General features: G+C 60.1%; 14 protein-coding genes. 5 read left to right on the forward strand and 9 right to left on the reverse strand.

Translation table 11 applies throughout. The features are described from left to right. Positions 1 to 249: 249 nt before the first annotated feature. Positions 250 to 1,167, forward strand: coding sequence for a short-chain fatty acid transporter (locus QPL96_RS01835; protein WP_303285238.1), 918 nt, complete (start codon positions 250 to 252; stop codon positions 1,165 to 1,167). A 60-nt stretch (positions 1,168 to 1,227) separates the two neighbouring features. On the opposite strand, the gene QPL96_RS01840 is transcribed toward QPL96_RS01835, so the two are convergent. From QPL96_RS01840 to QPL96_RS01850, 3 genes are read right to left on the reverse strand one after another with little or no spacing between them, the layout of a single operon-like run. Then, a complete protein-coding gene (locus QPL96_RS01840) occupies positions 1,228 to 2,886 on the reverse strand; it encodes an acetolactate synthase large subunit (RefSeq protein ID WP_303285174.1) in 1,659 nt (552 codons plus the stop codon). Then, positions 2,886 to 4,070, reverse strand: a complete 1,185-nt coding sequence (locus QPL96_RS01845; RefSeq protein WP_303285175.1) for an L-lactate dehydrogenase — start codon at positions 4,068 to 4,070, stop codon at positions 2,886 to 2,888. The genes QPL96_RS01840 and QPL96_RS01845 overlap by 1 nt, the downstream gene beginning before the upstream one ends. Before the next feature lie 4 nt (positions 4,071 to 4,074). Beyond that, positions 4,075 to 5,688: an FAD-dependent oxidoreductase gene (locus QPL96_RS01850; RefSeq protein ID WP_303285177.1), complete on the reverse strand. Its 1,614-nt coding sequence runs from the start codon at positions 5,686 to 5,688 to the stop codon at positions 4,075 to 4,077. 90 nt (positions 5,689 to 5,778) lie between these two features. Between QPL96_RS01850 and QPL96_RS01855 the strand changes: the two genes are divergently transcribed. Continuing rightward, on the forward strand, positions 5,779 to 6,846 hold the full coding sequence (locus QPL96_RS01855; protein ID WP_303285179.1) for an AraC family transcriptional regulator: 1,068 nt from the start codon (positions 5,779 to 5,781) through the stop codon (positions 6,844 to 6,846). A 69-nt stretch (positions 6,847 to 6,915) separates the two neighbouring features. Here the strand turns inward: QPL96_RS01855 and QPL96_RS01860 are convergent, their stop codons facing one another. After that, positions 6,916 to 8,199, reverse strand: coding sequence for an FAD-binding oxidoreductase (locus QPL96_RS01860; RefSeq protein WP_303285180.1), 1,284 nt, complete (start codon positions 8,197 to 8,199; stop codon positions 6,916 to 6,918). Positions 8,200 to 8,415: 216 nt separating this feature from the next. Between QPL96_RS01860 and QPL96_RS01865 the strand changes: the two genes are divergently transcribed. Further along, a complete protein-coding gene (locus tag QPL96_RS01865; RefSeq protein WP_303285182.1) occupies positions 8,416 to 9,933 on the forward strand; it encodes an aldehyde dehydrogenase in 1,518 nt (505 codons plus the stop codon). 7 nt (positions 9,934 to 9,940) lie between these two features. Here QPL96_RS01865 and QPL96_RS01870 read toward each other — a convergent pair whose 3' ends face one another. Further along, entirely contained in the window at positions 9,941 to 11,305 is a 1,365-nt protein-coding gene (locus QPL96_RS01870; RefSeq protein WP_303285184.1) for a glutamine synthetase family protein, read from the reverse strand. A gap of 332 nt (positions 11,306 to 11,637) precedes the next feature. Further along, positions 11,638 to 12,990 carry a hypothetical protein gene (locus QPL96_RS01875; RefSeq protein ID WP_303285185.1) on the reverse strand — a complete coding sequence of 451 codons (1,353 nt, stop codon included), beginning with the start codon at positions 12,988 to 12,990 and terminating at the stop codon, positions 11,638 to 11,640. Between QPL96_RS01875 and QPL96_RS01880 the strand changes: the two genes are divergently transcribed. Continuing rightward, positions 12,989 to 13,414, forward strand: coding sequence for a hypothetical protein (locus QPL96_RS01880; RefSeq protein ID WP_303285186.1), 426 nt, complete (start codon positions 12,989 to 12,991; stop codon positions 13,412 to 13,414). The genes QPL96_RS01875 and QPL96_RS01880 overlap by 2 nt on opposite strands. Positions 13,415 to 13,457: 43 nt before the next feature. Here QPL96_RS01880 and QPL96_RS01885 read toward each other — a convergent pair whose 3' ends face one another. Then, entirely contained in the window at positions 13,458 to 13,829 is a 372-nt protein-coding gene (locus QPL96_RS01885) for a LysR substrate-binding domain-containing protein (RefSeq protein ID WP_368388890.1), read from the reverse strand. Positions 13,830 to 13,842: 13 nt separating this feature from the next. Between QPL96_RS01885 and QPL96_RS01890 the strand changes: the two genes are divergently transcribed. Then, on the forward strand, positions 13,843 to 14,235 hold the full coding sequence (locus tag QPL96_RS01890; RefSeq protein ID WP_303285241.1) for a hypothetical protein: 393 nt from the start codon (positions 13,843 to 13,845) through the stop codon (positions 14,233 to 14,235). Here the strand turns inward: QPL96_RS01890 and QPL96_RS01895 are convergent. Next, positions 14,165 to 15,160, reverse strand: a complete 996-nt coding sequence (locus QPL96_RS01895) for a branched-chain amino acid ABC transporter permease (protein WP_303285188.1) — start codon at positions 15,158 to 15,160, stop codon at positions 14,165 to 14,167. The genes QPL96_RS01890 and QPL96_RS01895 overlap by 71 nt on opposite strands. A gap of 2 nt (positions 15,161 to 15,162) precedes the next feature. Next, entirely contained in the window at positions 15,163 to 16,050 is an 888-nt protein-coding gene (locus QPL96_RS01900) for a branched-chain amino acid ABC transporter permease (protein ID WP_303285189.1), read from the reverse strand. Between the last annotated feature and the right edge of the window lie 63 nt (positions 16,051 to 16,113).

Here is a 16,113-nt window from a genome sequence, read left to right on the forward strand (position 1 = left end):
TGCGCCAATTACTCGCACCTCGCTACCCGGGGCCCCTGTTCTACTCAGCGTTCCGCCAATGCACCTGCTCACAGCGTTGCCTTCACCGCTCCGACAGGTCATGGGCTGGCGGGCGAGACAACTGGACAACATCTATGCTCATCTCGCCAGTGATACTTCGCACGACTTCCGTTATTTGGCTTATCCGACCTCAACTGGGGCTTCGGCCTGGTTGTCGGCGCACTGTTCGCCAAAGCCCTGGCACGCCAGATTCGCGTTCACTATCCGTTGCTGATCGCCAGCGCCTACTCAGGGTTCATTGTTTGGCACGGTGGGCTTGCCGGGTCCATTCCACTGACCATCGCTACCGAGGGCCACTTCACGGCAGACGTGATCGGCATTATCGGCACCAGTGAAACGATCTTCGCTTTCTTCAACCTGGCCATCGTGGTGGCACTGTTCATTATCGTGCCATTGGTTAACCGCCTCATGCTGCCCGAAGAAAGGGACAGCGTGTACGCAGACCCCAAAATCCTGGACGACGAACCCGACACATCCGTGGTTATCAGCCGCCCGGCGGATTACCTGGAAAACAGCAGGATTCTCGCCTGGCTGATCGGTTTCAGTGGTATTGCATTCGTCTTCCAGTACTTTATTGCTGGCGGCGGGCTGAACCTGAACATCGTGAACTTTATGTTCCTGTTCATTGCGATCATTCTGCACCAGACCCCCAAACGCCTTCTTGCCAGTCTGAACGAGGCCGTTAAGGGCGGCGCCGGCATTGTCATCCAGTTCCCATTTTACGCGGGTATCATGAGTGTCATGACGGCATCCGGACTGGCAGCCAGCATTTCGGCAGGTTTCGTCTCCATTGCGACCGCAGAAAGCCTGCCGTTCTGGAGTTTTCTAAGCGCTGGGCTGGTGAATATCTTCGTGCCGTCAGGCGGTGGCCAGTGGGCGGTTCAGGCGCCGGTCATGTTGCCCGCCGCGCAGGAACTAGGAGCGGACATACCCAGGGTGGCCATGGCCGTTGCCTGGGGCGATGCCTGGACCAACCTGTTACAACCCTTCTGGGCCCTGCCGGTGCTGGCGATTGCCGGGCTGAAAGCCAAGGACATTATGGGCTATTGCCTGATGCTGCTCATCATTACCGGCATCATCATCAGCGTTGGCCTGACCTGGCTTTAATTTCCTATCCTGCAATAGCCCCGGAGAGTCCCAGGACTCTCCGGCTTTCCTGAACCTGCCTCACGGCGCCAGCTTGCGCTTCAACGCTTTGGAAACCGACAGCGGAAGGCTCGGCAACGAGCGCAGCATCCACGGCAGTATCCGGCGCTTCACGCCACTCAGGGATTCCGGTATCACGGCTTCAATCAGGTGTGGCCCCGGCATTCTCTGGGCGTACTCAAGGGCCTTTGCCATCTCCTCGGCCGTATGCACCCGCACGCCATGAACCCCCATGCCGTTGGCCATTTCCGCAAAGTTGATCACCGGGCCGCGCAGGTCCAGTTGGGATTTGGCTTTTTCACCGGCTTCTTCCGCACCAACCCGTTCCAGTTCAATGTTGAGCACAGAGTAGGACGCGTTGTTGAAGATGATGGAGGTAACATTCAGTTGTTCACGGGCCATGGTCCACAGGGCCTGGAGGGTGTACATGGCGGTACCGTCACCGATCAGGGCCAGTACCGGCCTGTCGGGGCAGGCCACAGCGGCGCCTACGGCGTTGGGCAGGCCCTGACCAATGGCGCCGCCAGTGAGGGTGATCAAATCATGGCGGGGCGCGCCGGCGGTCATTACCGAGAGCATCAGGCTGGAGGTGATGCCTTCATCCACGATGATGGCGTTCTCGGGCATCAGGTGGCCGACGGCCTTGCAGACTTTCTCTGCCGTCAGTTTACCCCGTGGCCGGCCTGGGCGTTTCGTGGGCTGCAGCTTCGGTTCGGACTGGCTGGCGCCGACGGCATCGTTGAGTTTGTTCAGGCTGGCCAGGATGTCCTGGTCGGGGGCCACCAGGGTATGTACCTGGCAGGTATCCGGAACCAGGTAGCTCTTCTTGCCGGGATAGGCGAAGAAAGAGACCGGTGCTTTGGCATCCACCAGAATCAGTTGCTCCACATCGGTCAGCTGCACCGTCGCCAGCTCAGCCAGGTAGGCAAGGCGCTCAATGTAGGGCAGGCCGCCCCCCCGTTCCATCCGGGTCGGAAACGTCTCTGCCAGCAAGGTAACACCACTATGTGCGGCCAGCTTTGCTGCTGCCAGCATGCCTGGTTCCCGCAAGGCGTGGCCGCCCAGCAACAGGGCCGTCTTCTTGCTGGATCGGATGGCAGCGGCAATGGCCTCTACCGTGGCATCGTCAGCCGGCTCCGGTGTGGGCTGCGCCAGGGGGGCACTTGGCACACCGCCCTCCCCCCAGGAAACATCGGCCGGCAGGATCAGTGTGGCCACCTGCCCCGGCGCAGTCCGGGCGGCGGCAATGGCTTCGGCGGCATCCTGGCAGAGCGTTTCTGTACTCTTGGCAGTGCGGACGAAACCGGGGGAAACATTACGGGCGACGGTTTCGATATCGGATTGCAGCTGGGCATCGTATTTCACGTGGTAGGTGGCGTGGTCGCCAACTATGTTCACCACCGGAACCTTGCCCTTGCGGGCGTTGTGCAGGTTGGCCAGCCCGTTGCCCAACCCGCAACCCAGGTGCAATAGAGTGGCGGCGGGCTTATCAGCCATGCGGGCATAGCCGTCGGCCGCACCGGTGGCGACACCTTCAAACAGGGCAAGGACGGCCCGCATTCTGGGCTCATCATCGAGCGCGGCCACAAAATGCATTTCGCTGGTGCCTGGGTTGCTGAAGCAGACCTCAACACCGGCATCCACCAGGGTTTTCATCAGGGCTTGTGCGCCGTTTGTCATTATTTTTCTCCACGCTTTCCGGGTTCAGGGTATCTATCCAATTGGTCTTTGCCGATGTCCACAATTCGGGTAACACCGGTCAGGGTCATGGCCAGCCGAAGTTCCTGCTGAAGACTTGCCAGAAAGTTATTCAGACCGGCCTCTCCGGCGCCAGCCAGCGCCCAGGCCCAGGGACGGCCGATCATGACGCCTCGGGCACCCAGTGCCAAAGCACGAAATATATCCACGCCGCTGCGAACGCCGCCATCCACCAGGATTTCGGTCTCTGAGCCGACAGCCGCCACAATGTCGGGCAGCTTGCCGGCCCCCGACGCGACGCCGTCCAGTTGTCGGCCCCCGTGGTTGGACACCACGATGCCATCGGCTCCCACATTCACGGCCTGGCGGGCATCGTCTCCATCCAGAATGCCTTTCAGCAACAGGGTGCCTTTCCAGTGGCGGCGCAACCATTCAATGTCAGCCCAGGTCACGGTAGGATCAAACTGGGCATCAATCCAGGCCTTGAAGGCGTCCAGATCCCCTGCATCCGGCACAACGTCGCTGAGGTTGCCGAAGTTCAGCGGGCCTCCACGCAAGGCCACATCCCACAACCAGCCTGGGCGGGACAGCAGTTGCACGACCTTCAGAGCTTTGGCGCGGGGGCCAGTGACGGATAAACCATTACGGAAGTCGCGATGGCGCATCCCCGGCTGCGGTAAGTCGACGGTAAACACGAGAGTCTGACAGCCCGCTTCCCAGGCTTTGGTGAGCAGCGCTTTGATGCGGGCCCGGTCTCGTATCATGTAGAGCTGGAACCATGCGGCTCTGGTCACTGCGGCCTGTACTTCTTCCACCGGGCAGATACCAACGGTGGAGAGTGTGAAGGGTATACCGGCGGATTCTGCGCTTCGCGCCGCCTGAACCTCCCCTCGCCGCGCCATCATGCCAGCAAGGCCCAGTGGTGCCAGTACCGCAGGCATGGCACAGGACTCACCGGCCAGGGTGGTTGAGGTATCCACCTGGTCGACGTCAATCAGTACCCGCTGGCGCAATTTTATGCTGCCCCATTCGGTTTCGTTGGCGCGGAGGGTCTGTTCGTCGGTTGCTCCCCCGTCCAGATAATCGAACAGGAACCGGGGCAATCGGGCGCGGGCCCTTTCACGGTAGTCTTCAGCGGTGGCCGGGTAAGTCAGCCTCAAAGTCATGCGATCAGCCTCCGGCTGCAATGGAACGCACCGCTGCCCGGGCGGTCATGATGCACCCGGGCAGGAAGGTGCCTTCGAGGGAACGTTTGCCGTTTGCACCACCGCCACCAAAACCTGCAGCTTCTCCCACACAGTAAAGGCCCTCAATTGGTTTTCCCTGACCGTTAAGGATGCGGCTTTGCAGATCGGTTTGCAGGCCGCCCAGGCTCTTGCGGGTGATCAGTTGCATCCGGATGGCAATGTAGGGCCCGGCACCGGGCTTTTGCAGCGGTGCAGGTTTGCAGGTGCGCAACCGGTCCGGCTTCCATTCACGGGCGTGCTGGATCATCCGGATCTGGGGGTCGTTATGGAGACTGGTGCCGCTGGCGAAGTTGGCATCAAAGGCATCTGCGGTGGCCTGAAGTGTAGCGGGATTGATGTCGTGGGAGCAGGTCAGCGCGTTCATCTTGCCGGCCAGATCGGCGAGGCTATCCGCCACCAGGAAGTCCCGGCTTTCATGCTGCATTTGTCGTACAAGCGAATGGTTGCCAAGCAGCAACTCTTTGACAAATTGCGGGAATTGTTTGTCCCGGATTCGGGCATTGTGCTCGGCGCCGGAAATGGCGAACTCCTTGGCAGCAATGCGCCAGTTGAGCAGGTGCCAGGTCCAGGGCTTTTCCTGTTCCGCCACGCGCTGGCATAGCCAGTGGGTATCAAACCCGGTCACCAGGGGTTCCGGGCCAATCCGTTCACCCCGGTGGTTAAGCCACAGGGCAGATTTGCAGGGAATAGTGGAAAGGCCGTGGCCGGGGAAATGGGGGTAAGGGTGCGCAAAGCCAGCGGCGTAATTCCACATTTCCCCGGCGTGGGTGATCTGGCCACCGAGGGTGTCGGCCACCCAATGGTGCATGCGGCCATCCGCATAGGGATGGGCACCGTTCAGCATCTGGGCCGGTTGTGGCCGGTCACTGGGCCAGTTGGCGCGGCATTCGGTATGGCTGCCATTAATACCACCGGTGGCCAGAACGACGGCAGGCGCCGCCAGGCGGACGTCTTCACCGGTCGCTTCATTGATGGCCAGGGCGCCGCTCACTTTGCCGGCTTCGTGGTCGAGCGCAGTGACTCGGTGCTGGTGCAGCAGGGTGAGCTTGCCGGCGATGTTTTCCCGGTACAGCGCCGCCATCAGGCAACGCACCAGCTCCCGGGCGGTGCCCCAAACCACATGGTAGCGGGGTAGACGGTTGCCATCACCGAAGCGACCACGCTCCGCCCAGTTCACAGCCGGCAGGAATTTGATGCCCTCGTTGCTGAGAAAGTCGTACACCTCAGATCGGGAATGCTCCACATAGTAACGCGCCCACTTCTGGGGCAACTCATCCCAGGCGGCCAGATCACCAAAGCGGTGCCAGTCAGCCAGGGCAATCTCCGGCGTGTCGGCAATCCTCATGCGTTTCTGCAGGGGCGTGCCCACCAGCATCATACCGCCAAAGGCCCACAGCGCCAGGCCTCCCATTCGTTCGGCCGTATCCCGATCCGCCAGCGTGACTGTTTTCCCTGCTCGCAGAGCTTCGAGGGTCGTGACAAGTCCGGCCAGGCCTCCGCCGACCACCAGAATGTCTGAAGAAATTACCTTGGCCATAGTATGCATCCGACTCGGTAGCAATGAGTTGTCAGCTTTAAAGATATACCGGTACCATGGCTTTAAAATTGACCTCAGAGGCCAGTTAAATTGACATTAGAGGCCACGGTTTCCATTGGCTGGGTGAATACCGTGATTGCGGCGGCGCGAAGGCTCTCCGTGGACGAGAGCACACTGCTGGCGGCGGCCGGCATTCCGGAGGCTGCCGACTCCCACGAACGCTGGCCCATTGATGACATCACGCGGCTGTGGCATGCGGCGGAGCGTTGCACCGGCGACCCTGGTTTCGGGCTGAAGGTGGGCGCCAGGTTCACCCCGATGAGCATCAGCGGTGTGGGGTTTGCTCTTCAGTCCGCGGCCACCCTGCGTGAGGCCATTGTGATGGTGCAGCGGTTCCAGCGCCTGATCTCCGATGGCGGGCGATTCCAGGTCCTCACAGGCCATACCGCCACCTGGCTGGTCTACCATCCCCGGCAAGGAAAACTGGCCTTCAGCTCCCACCAGATCGAAGCGGTTCTGGCGGCCGTGGTCGGTTTTGCCAGTTGGGTGACGGGAACCCGGATGCAACCTGCACGAGTGCAGTTCAGCCAGCCCCGGCTCGGGCCGATGCCTGGATACCAGGCAGTCTTCAATTGCCCGGTGGAGTTCGAACAAGCGTTCAATGGTGTACTGGTAGGCAATGCCGTTCTGGACCAACCCCTGCCCCAGGCGGATCCTCAGCTTGCGCGGGTGCACGAGCGCTACTCCACCGCCCGACTGGCGGCCCTCTCCATGAACAGTGCTTCGATTCCGGAAGTACGGCGGTGGCTGACGGCGCGGCTGGGCCCGGTTCTGCCCCGCCGTGCCGAGGCGGCGGAGGCGCTGGGTATCAGCGAGCGGACCCTGGCGCGGCGGCTTCGGGGGCAGGGGCAAACATTCGATGGTCTGTTGGATGACATACGTCGGGAAAAGGCGCTGCAGGCGGTGGCAGACCCGAGTGCCTCCCTGCCCGAAATTGCCGAGGCACTGGGCTTTGCCGAGGTAAGCACTTTTTACCGCGCCTTCCGGCGCTGGACGGGTTCGCCGCCGGTACGCTGGCGCAAGCAAAGAGGCGTGGCGCAACACACCGCGGCTCCCGGAAGCCGGGTCCCTGGCTGCACCACGCCCCTGAACAGATAAACAGGTGTCTGAAATCCAGACAGAACGCGACGACTTCAAGCTCAATGAAACGGCTCTATGTGAAAAAGCTCAGACGCCCATTTTATCCCGCAACAGGTAGTACCAGGCTCCGAGTGCGGTAAACGGCACCCGAAACAGGCGCCCGCCCGGGAAGGGATAATGCGGCAGGCTGGCAAAGGCGTCAAAACGCTCCGCCTGGCCCTGAATCGCCAGCGCGAGGGCCTTGCCTGCCACATGGGTGAAGGTAACGCCGTGGCCGGAGCAGCCCTGGGAATAGAATACGTTGTCCTGCAGGCGACCCAATTGCGGGAGGCGTGACAGGGTAAGCAGAAAGTTGCCGGTCCAGGCGTAGTCGATGTTGACTCCTGCCAGTTCCGGAAACGTCTTCAGCATGCGGGGGCGAATCAGCCGTTCGATGTTGGCCGGGTCGCGGGCCCCATAAGTCACACCGCCGCCATAGATCAGGCGCTTGTCGCCTGTGAGTCGGAAGTAGTCCAGCAGGTAGTTGCAGTCTTCCACGCAGTTATCTTCTGGCAACAGTTGATTTGCAGTGGCGTCGTCAAGCGGCTCGGTGGCGGTGATCTGCGAACCGCAGGGCATGGATTTGGCGCCCAGCTCCGGCACCAGCCCGCCCAGGTAGGCATTGCCGGCGAGAACCACGAACTCTGCCCTCACCTCTCCTTCCCTGGTTTTCACCGTTGCCGGCAGGCCAGGAAGAATCCGGGTGACTTCCGAATGCTCGTGAATCACGCCGCCCCGGGATTCCAGCGCGGCCGCTTCGCCCAGGGCCAGGTTCAGGGGATGGATATGCCCGCCGGTATGGTCGATAGCCCCACCCACATAGCGATCTGTGCCAACGCGGGCACGGATGGTTTCCTCGTCCAGCAGCTCCAGCTTATCGTAGCCAAATCGGTGCCACAGGGCCTGTTGTGCTTCCAGATGCCGGAATTGCCGCGTGTTCAGGGCGGCGAAAATGCCACCCTCTTTCAGATCGCACTGTATGCGGTAATCCCGCACCCGCTGCCGGATAATCTGGCTGCCTTCAAACGCCATGGCCGCCAACAGGCGCAGGCGGTCCGGTGTGGTCTGGCGCTCAATGCTGTCCAGATCCCGGCTGAAGCTGTTAACGATCTGGCCGCCGTTACGGCCGGAGGCACCCCAGCCCACGCTCGCCGCTTCCAGCACCACCACACGGAAACCCGCCTCCGCCAGGAAAAGCGCGGTGGACAAACCGGTATAACCGGCACCCACCACGCACACATCCGCTTCACACTGCCCTCGCAGCGCGGGGCGCATGGGCGCGGGATTGGCAGAGGCGGCATAATAGGAAGGAACCGGAGGATACTGGGTCATAAGTTGGCGCCAAACAGGGTGACGGGCTGATCAGGGGTTGATCAGGGGTTAACCGGAAAGAGCTGTATGGCGGCGGCCAAATACGGCCGCCGCAGACGCAAGTCTATGCCAGGACCCGACGTTCGGGAAGACAGGTTCTTCTACCTATATCTGAAGCCGCGATCACCGGGGGAAGTGCTGTTATGATTGGCCAATCCCCCTGCCTGCGAGACGGCCATGAATCCTCCCGAACGTTCCACCACACCCACCGACCAGGCCGGATGGCAGGCCCTGGCAGCCCAGCTCACTCTGGAGGGCCGGGGCTACGTAGATGGCGCCTATCAGTGGGCCAGCAGCAACGAGACCTTTGCCTGCATCAGCCCGGTGAACGGCCGGGAGCTGGCTCAAATCGCCAGTTGCGACCAGGCCGATGCCGAGCTTGCCGTTGCTGCTGCCAGAAAGGCGTTTGAAAGCGGCATCTGGAGTCAACTGGCACCCGCCAAACGCAAGGACTTTCTGCTGCGTTTCGCCGATCTGATCGCCGCCCACGCGGATGAACTGGCCCTGCTGGAAACCCTGGACATGGGCAAACCCATTGGCCACGCCCGCACAGTGGACGTGCCGGCTACCGTACGCGCGATCCGCTGGACCGCCGAGGCCATCGACAAGGTCTACGGCGAACTGGCCGCCACGCCCCACAACCAGATCGGCATGATTTCCCGGGAGCCCATGGGGGTGGTGGCCGCCATCGTGCCCTGGAACTTTCCGATGATCATGGCCTCCTGGAAGATTGCCCCGGCCCTGGCCACCGGTAACTCGGTTATCCTCAAGCCCTCCGAGAAATCCCCGCTCACTGCTATTCGTCTGGCGGCCCTGGCAGAGCAGGCGGGTATTCCCGCCGGCGTGTTCAACGTGCTGCCCGGCTATGGCCACACCGTGGGCCAGGCCCTGGCCCTGCATATGGACGTAGATTGCCTGGTGTTCACTGGCTCCACCAACGTGGCCAAGCAGCTGATGATCTACGCCGGCCAGTCCAACATGAAACGGGTGTGGCTGGAGGCCGGCGGCAAAAGCCCGAACATCGTCTTTGCAGACGCGCCGGACCTGAAGAAAGCCGCCGCCGAAGCCGCCAGCGCCATCGCCTTCAACCAGGGCGAAGTGTGCACCGCCGGCAGCAGGCTGCTGGTTGAAGAAAGCATCCGTGCCGAGTTCATCGGCCTGATCCGGGAGGCCCTGAAAACCTGGCGCCCCGGGCATCCCCTGGATCCGGAGACAACCTGCGGTGCTATCGTTGACCAGGCCCAGTTGGATCGCATCATTGAATACATCGGTATCGGCCAGTCCGAAGGGGCAACCCTGGTGGAAGGTGGTAAACGGGTGATGGAGGATACCGGCGGCCTGTTCGTTCAGCCTACGGTATTTGATGGGGTGAAAAACGGCATGCGCATCGCCTCGGAGGAAATCTTCGGGCCGGTGCTGTCGGTGATCGGGTTCAGGACCACCGAAGAAGCCATCAACATCGCCAACGACTCCATCTACGGCCTGGCGGCTGCGGTGTGGACGTCCAACATCAACACCGCGTACAGGGTCGCCAAGGCGCTTCGGGCCGGCAGTGTCTGGATCAACCATTACGACGGCGGCGACATGACCGCGCCCTTTGGCGGCTTCAGACAATCCGGCAACGGCCGCGACAAGTCCCTGCACGCCTTCGACAAATACACTGAAATCAAGGCCACCTGGCTGGTGATTGAGTAGCCGGAACTTACACGGTGTGCAAATACCACAGGTACTCGAGATCCGAGATGGTCATCTCGAATTCGTTCAGTTCATGCTCTTTGCAGGCCACGAAGACATCCAGGAACCGGCTGCCGAGATAGTCGGCCATCACCGCCGACTGTCCCAGCTCCCGCAAGGCATCCCGCAGGTTGTTCACCAGCGTCGCTTCGTGCTGCCCGTGGGCGTTACCCACCGTGACCGGCGGCGGCTCGATCTGGTTAGAGATACCATAGTGGATTCCTGCCAACACGGCTGCCATCAACAGGTAGGGATTGGCATCGGCACCGGCGACGCGGTGTTCAATACGCAGGGCTCCGGGATCACCGCCCGGCAGTCTCAGTGACGCGGTGCGGTTGTCCACACCCCAGGTAGCCGCACTGGGCACGTAATACTCCGGACTGAACCGGCGGTAGGAATTGATGTTGGGGCAGAACAGCGCCATGGCATCGTTCATGGTGGCCACCAGACCGCCGACCGCCCAGCGAAGCAGGTCGTTGGGTTGCTCGGCGTCACCTGCGAACACGTTCCGCCCTTCTGCGTCTACCAGGCTTACATGCAGGTGCATGCCGCTGCCCGCCTGATTGTGATAAGGCTTGGCCATGAAGGTGGTGTCCATCTCATGGTCGTACGCCATGTTCTTGATCAGACGCTTGAGCAGAGTGGCGTGGTCGCAGGCACGCACGGCGTCGTCCACGTAATGCAGGTTTACCTCAAACTGGCCGGGGGCGGATTCCGCCACCAGGGCATCGGCAGGCAATTCCTGCTCATGGGCCGCATCCAGCACATCTGCCAGGAATTCTGCGTATTCATCGAGATCATCAATGGAATAGGCCTGGGTACCCGCCGGGCGTTTGCCGGAGATGGGCGATTTCGGCGGCTGGGGACGGCCCGCCAGGTTCTCCTGATCAATCAGGTAGAACTCCAGCTCAAAGGCGGCAACCGGTGTCAGCCCCAGTTCCTCGAAGCGTTCGGCGATATTCTTCAGCACTACCCGCGGGTCCGCAAAAAACGGCGTTTCCCGATCCAGCTCGAACATGGTCAGCAAAAGCTGGGCTGTGGGCCGTTTCTGCCAGGGCTCCATGGTGAGAGTGCCCCCAATGGGCAGGCACACGCGGCCCGCTTCGCCGATATCCAGGCCCAGGCCGGTTTCTTCCACGGTGGTGCCCTGGATGTTCAGTGCAAAGATGGAGGCTGGCATGGCAACGCCCCGCTCAAACACCTTCGCCAGCGCAGACGGATCCACCCGCTTGCCACGAACAATGCCATTCATGTCCGGAATCAGCAGGTCAACAAACTGCAGTTCGGGGTGCGCCTGAAGGAACGCCTCAGCGCTCGCAAAACCAGAACCCATAGGAAAACCTTCCACAAACTCTAACAGGCCTGTGGCGAGGGGCCGGCACAGGGAGATTTACGCTCCTTTATCCGGTTTTCCGGAGCGCTTTGCAAGATAGGCATATACCGTATCAGGCGGTGATATTCACTGTCGTTCCAGGTAGCCGCCGTGAAAACCGCGGCCAGGAGTCTGCCTTTTGCTCAAATACACAGTCGCTCCGGGATGACGTCCAGGAGGGTTTGGAGAGGGTCTGAACCATTCATTGCGTGCTCGGCATGGATATGGACTGGTCAATAGTAGCAGTCTGGCTGTGGCGACCCCAGCGGGCCACCACAGCATTTCATGCCGGATCAGATCTGTTTGTAAACAACCTCGGACAGCCGGCTGCGGTTGCCATCTGTGTCCAGGGTACGGATGGCGAAGTACCAGGTGCCTTCAGTGAGTTCGTCCACCAGCAGCTCATCAGTGGAAGCATCACCAATCGCAAGGCTCTGGTCCAGGCTTTCGGCGCTGGTGCCATAGACGACTTCAAAGCCGGCAATTTCACCCATGGCCAGGCTGTCACCGTTTTCGCGGGTCAGCGGCGCAGTCCAGCTCAGCAGGGCTGCGTTAGCTGGAATGGTTTCTTCCGGCGTCGTTTCCGTGGCCGGCGGCTCGCTGGCTCCGGTGGTGGTTCCGGTATCGACAACCGTATCACCGGTGCTGTCGTCTACAGTTGCATCCGGTTCGGTTGTGCCGGCGACCTGCACCCCAGTATTGTCCGTGGTGTTGTCCGTGGTGTTATCCGTACTGGTATCAGCGGTCGTATCCCCGCTGTCTTCAAGCGCCTGGTCCGTGCTTGCAGAACTGTCGTTTGTTGTGTCGGTGATCGTATCACCACTGTCGGCAACACTGGTATCGCTGCCGTCATACACTTCGGCAATGGTTTTGAAACGCTGGAGATTGCGATACTCAACCACCACCAGTTTCTGGCTGATGACGCCTGAATCCACGGTTGCCTGAAGCCCGGAGGCCTGTAATGCCGCGGCAGAAACAAGGTCAACGAGCGCGACATTGGTACCATCCCCCATCACACTGATCTGGCCGGTGGCACTGATCTGAGAGGTGAGATTGCTCAGCACATCAGAAATCGAGTTCCACCGGGTATTGTCGCCTACCAAAGCCAGGAAGGCGGCGTTAGCGATAGCTACCTGAAGCGCATCAGCGGTAACACTGGTCATTTCGTCGAGCTGGGTCACATCCGGTGGGGTGAGACGGAGGGCGCCGGCCGGGAGACCAAACCAGTTTTCCACCGTTGTGTAGGCACTTGAAAGCGCATTCGGCGAAAGTCCGTTGGCACTGCGTTCCGCCAGGGTTACGGCCAGGTGCGTTAATGGAGTCAGGTTGACGGTTTCCATCCTCAGGTCACCGGCGCCGTGCAGGCTGAAGCTGCTATCCAGTGCCATTGGCTGGCCAAAAGCAATGGGCGCCGAACCGGCCTGATCACATTGGGGAACAACGTCGCAGATCATTCGGGTACTGCCATCGGCCTGGAGCTCTACCAGGGCCCAGCCTTCCGCGTCGCCACCAAGCTGCCACTTGTAACTGCCGTCCTCAGCCGTCCGCACGGGCGTGGCCGCCTGACGTTGCGGAGCATAATTGCCCTCTTTATCCGCCACCAAACGATTTGCAACCACAAGGCCTTGCTGGATAACCCCCTTCATGGCCGCGCCGGCGATCTGGACGCCCGGCTCACTTGCGTTCGGGGTTTGTGTCGCTGAGCTGCTGTCGTCGGTAGAAGCGCCCAGACCGCAGCCCGAAAGCAAAGCCACCGCAGGTAAGATCAGCAGTCCGTGCTTCGAAATTTTTTTGCCGCGATATGACATCTTTTTCACCAATTTATTGACGATTCCAGGGAATCATACAGCGACACTTTTCGACTGGATGAGGCCTGGTTCCGGTTTATCCGGCGAAATTCGTCAGAAAATTGGCGTTTACGGAGGGATACACGCTGTGATCGAACGTTACACCTTCAGAGACGGCACGTCTCGCTTTATCATTTTGTTTTATATCATTTTTTACGGGAACAAAATGATGGCAGCCAGGAACGTTGCCGGCCGCTGCGCTGGTGGCTGCTTACAATTTTAAACAGAGATCTTCCGGCCCTTATTGGAAACATAGGCCTTAGGCCTCACAGAGCCTCCGGAAAGGCCGATGCCAGGTAATCAACCAGCGCACGGACTTTGGGCGTCACGAACTTTCGGGTGGGATAAACGGCGTACACTCCGAGCCTGGCGGAGCGATATCCCGACATCAGCTCCACCAGTCGTCCGGCTTCAAGGTCTTTGCGTACAAGAAAGCCGGGCTGCAGCGCCACGCCCTGACCGGCCACTGCCGCTGCGCAGCAGGTTTCGCCATTGTTGGCATACATCCAGGGCCGCACACGCACGCCTGCTGGGCCTTGCAGTCCTTCGAAAGGCCAGTCGTTGCCGGTGGTGAAGTTGCTGTAGCCAATGATCCTGTGACTGGCCAGATCAAAGCCCTCCTCAACAATATCCGGCAGCCTGACCCATAACCTGTACGAAGTTCGCTGGGGGGATCGGAAGGCATCAGACTACGCCCGGGAATTTACGGGCTGGGTGCGGGCAAATATCCGGGAGGGCAATCACGAACAGCTGATTGGAGCCTTGGAACTGGCTCCCCACGCCCGGCGTGCCCATCCCACAGAAGAGCATTTCCTGCCTCTGCTGATGGCGGCCGGTGCAGCAGGCACCGGAAGCCCTGGCACCCTGATTGATGGCGGCATCGAACATGGCGTTCTGGCCATGGATGCCTTCGTTTTTATCAGGGAGGCCACCTGGATCGGTGGCCTCCCCGGGTTCCCGAACTGGGGTTCGCTTACCCCAGATTCTTCTTCACGAACTTCTGGACCTCACCAACGATACCGCTGCGGAATGCCAGAACCGTGAGCACAAAGATACCACCCAGAATCGGATCTACCCAGTCCCGAAGCGGGCCCTGGGAGAGCTGGTACTCGATATTAACCACAAAGGTTGCGCCCACAACAGGCCCAAGCAGGGTGCCCATGCCCCCCACAAGGGTCATCAGGATGACTTCGCCGGACATATGCCAGTGCGCGTCGTTCAGGGAAGCCAGCTGGAAAACCACCGACTTCAGGGAACCGGCAAGTCCTGCCAGGGCCGCCGAGATGACAAAGGCAAGCACCTTGTAGCGGTTAACGTTGTAGCCCAGTGATATGGCCCGGGGTTCATTCTGCTTGATCGCCTTTAACACCTGGCCGTAAGGGCTGCTTACAATCCGCTGGACCAGGAGATAACAACCGAGGAAAACCGCCAACACGAAATAATACATGTTGTAGTTGTCCGAGAGGTCAACGAGACCAAACAGATTGCCCCTGGGAATGCCATGCATCCCGTCTTCACCGCCGGTGAATTCCGACTGGACGAGGAAAAAGAACACCAACTGCGACAGCGCCAGGGTAACCATCGCAAAGTAGATGCCCTGCCGTCGGATTGACAGCAGTGCGAACGCCAACCCCAGCGATGTGGCAGCAGCGGTGCCTGCAATAATGCCCATTTCAGTGGTCAGGCCGGAAACGTTGCTCAACAGATAACCGGTTGTGTAACCGCCTGTCGCAAGGAAAGCCGCGTGGCCAAAGGACAGCAGGCCGGTAAAACCGAACAGCAGGTTAAACGCCACCGCAAACAGGGAAAAACACAGGATCTTCATCAGGAACACCGGATACATGGCAAACGGTGCTGCGAGCAGAAGCAGCAGCAGGACACCGTTCAGTATCATTTTTTTCCGGTTGTCCGCGCTTTGCTGTTCCAGAATGGCTTTTTGGATCTCGGTCTGACTGACAGGCTGAGTCATGGTTACGCCTCCTTACCAAACAAGCCACTGGGGCGGAACATCAGAACGACCACCATGACCAGAAAGATCACCGCGGAGGAAGCTGGCGGATAAAAGGTTTTGGTAAGGCCTTCAATCACCCCCATGAGAATGCCGGTGATAATCGCGCCACCGATGGAACCCATGCCGCCGATAACCACCACGGCAAAGACGGTTATCAGGATGTGAGACCCCATCACCGGCGTAACGGAATAGATTGGCGCCGCCAGGACACCCGCAAATGCCGCAAGCATAACGCCAAACCCGTAGGTAAGACTGATCAGTAACGGAACGTTGATGCCGAACCCCTGCATCAGCTGTGAGTCTTCCGTTCCGGCACGCAGATAGGCGCCAAGCTTGGTTTTTTCGATCATAAACCAGGTGCCAAAGCAGACCAGCAACGCGATCAGGATAACCCAGAGCCGGTAATAGGGAAGGAACATGAATCCGAGCTTCATTCCTCCCTGGAATATCTCAGGCATGGAATACCGGAGACCGGACACCCCATAGATGTTCGTAAGCACACCCTGCAACAGCAAAGCCACGCCAAAGGTGAGCAAAAGGCTGTAGATATGGTCCTGGCCGGCGATCCTCCGGAGCAGAAAATATTCGATCAGTACGCCGACCGCTCCGACCAAAAGTGGCGCGACAAAAAGCGCGACCCAGTAATTGACGCCGAGAGCGTCAAAGAGGATGACGGTGGACATGGCGCCCAGCATGTACATGGCACCATGGGCAAAGTTAATTATCTTGAGCAGGCCAAAGATAACTGCCAACCCGAGGCTCAAGAGCGCATAAAACGCGCCATTAATGACCCCGATCAGAAGCTGACCAGCCAGCACGGCAAGGGGGACACCGAAAATCATGGACATGTTGCTCACTCCAAAAGCAGCGCAAACGCGATACCGGGAATCATCGTTGCGAGTTCCCGGGGC

It is taken from the genome of Marinobacter sp. SS8-8, from assembly GCF_030540945.1.
In the GTDB taxonomy this organism is placed as follows: Bacteria; Pseudomonadota; Gammaproteobacteria; order Pseudomonadales; family Oleiphilaceae; genus Marinobacter.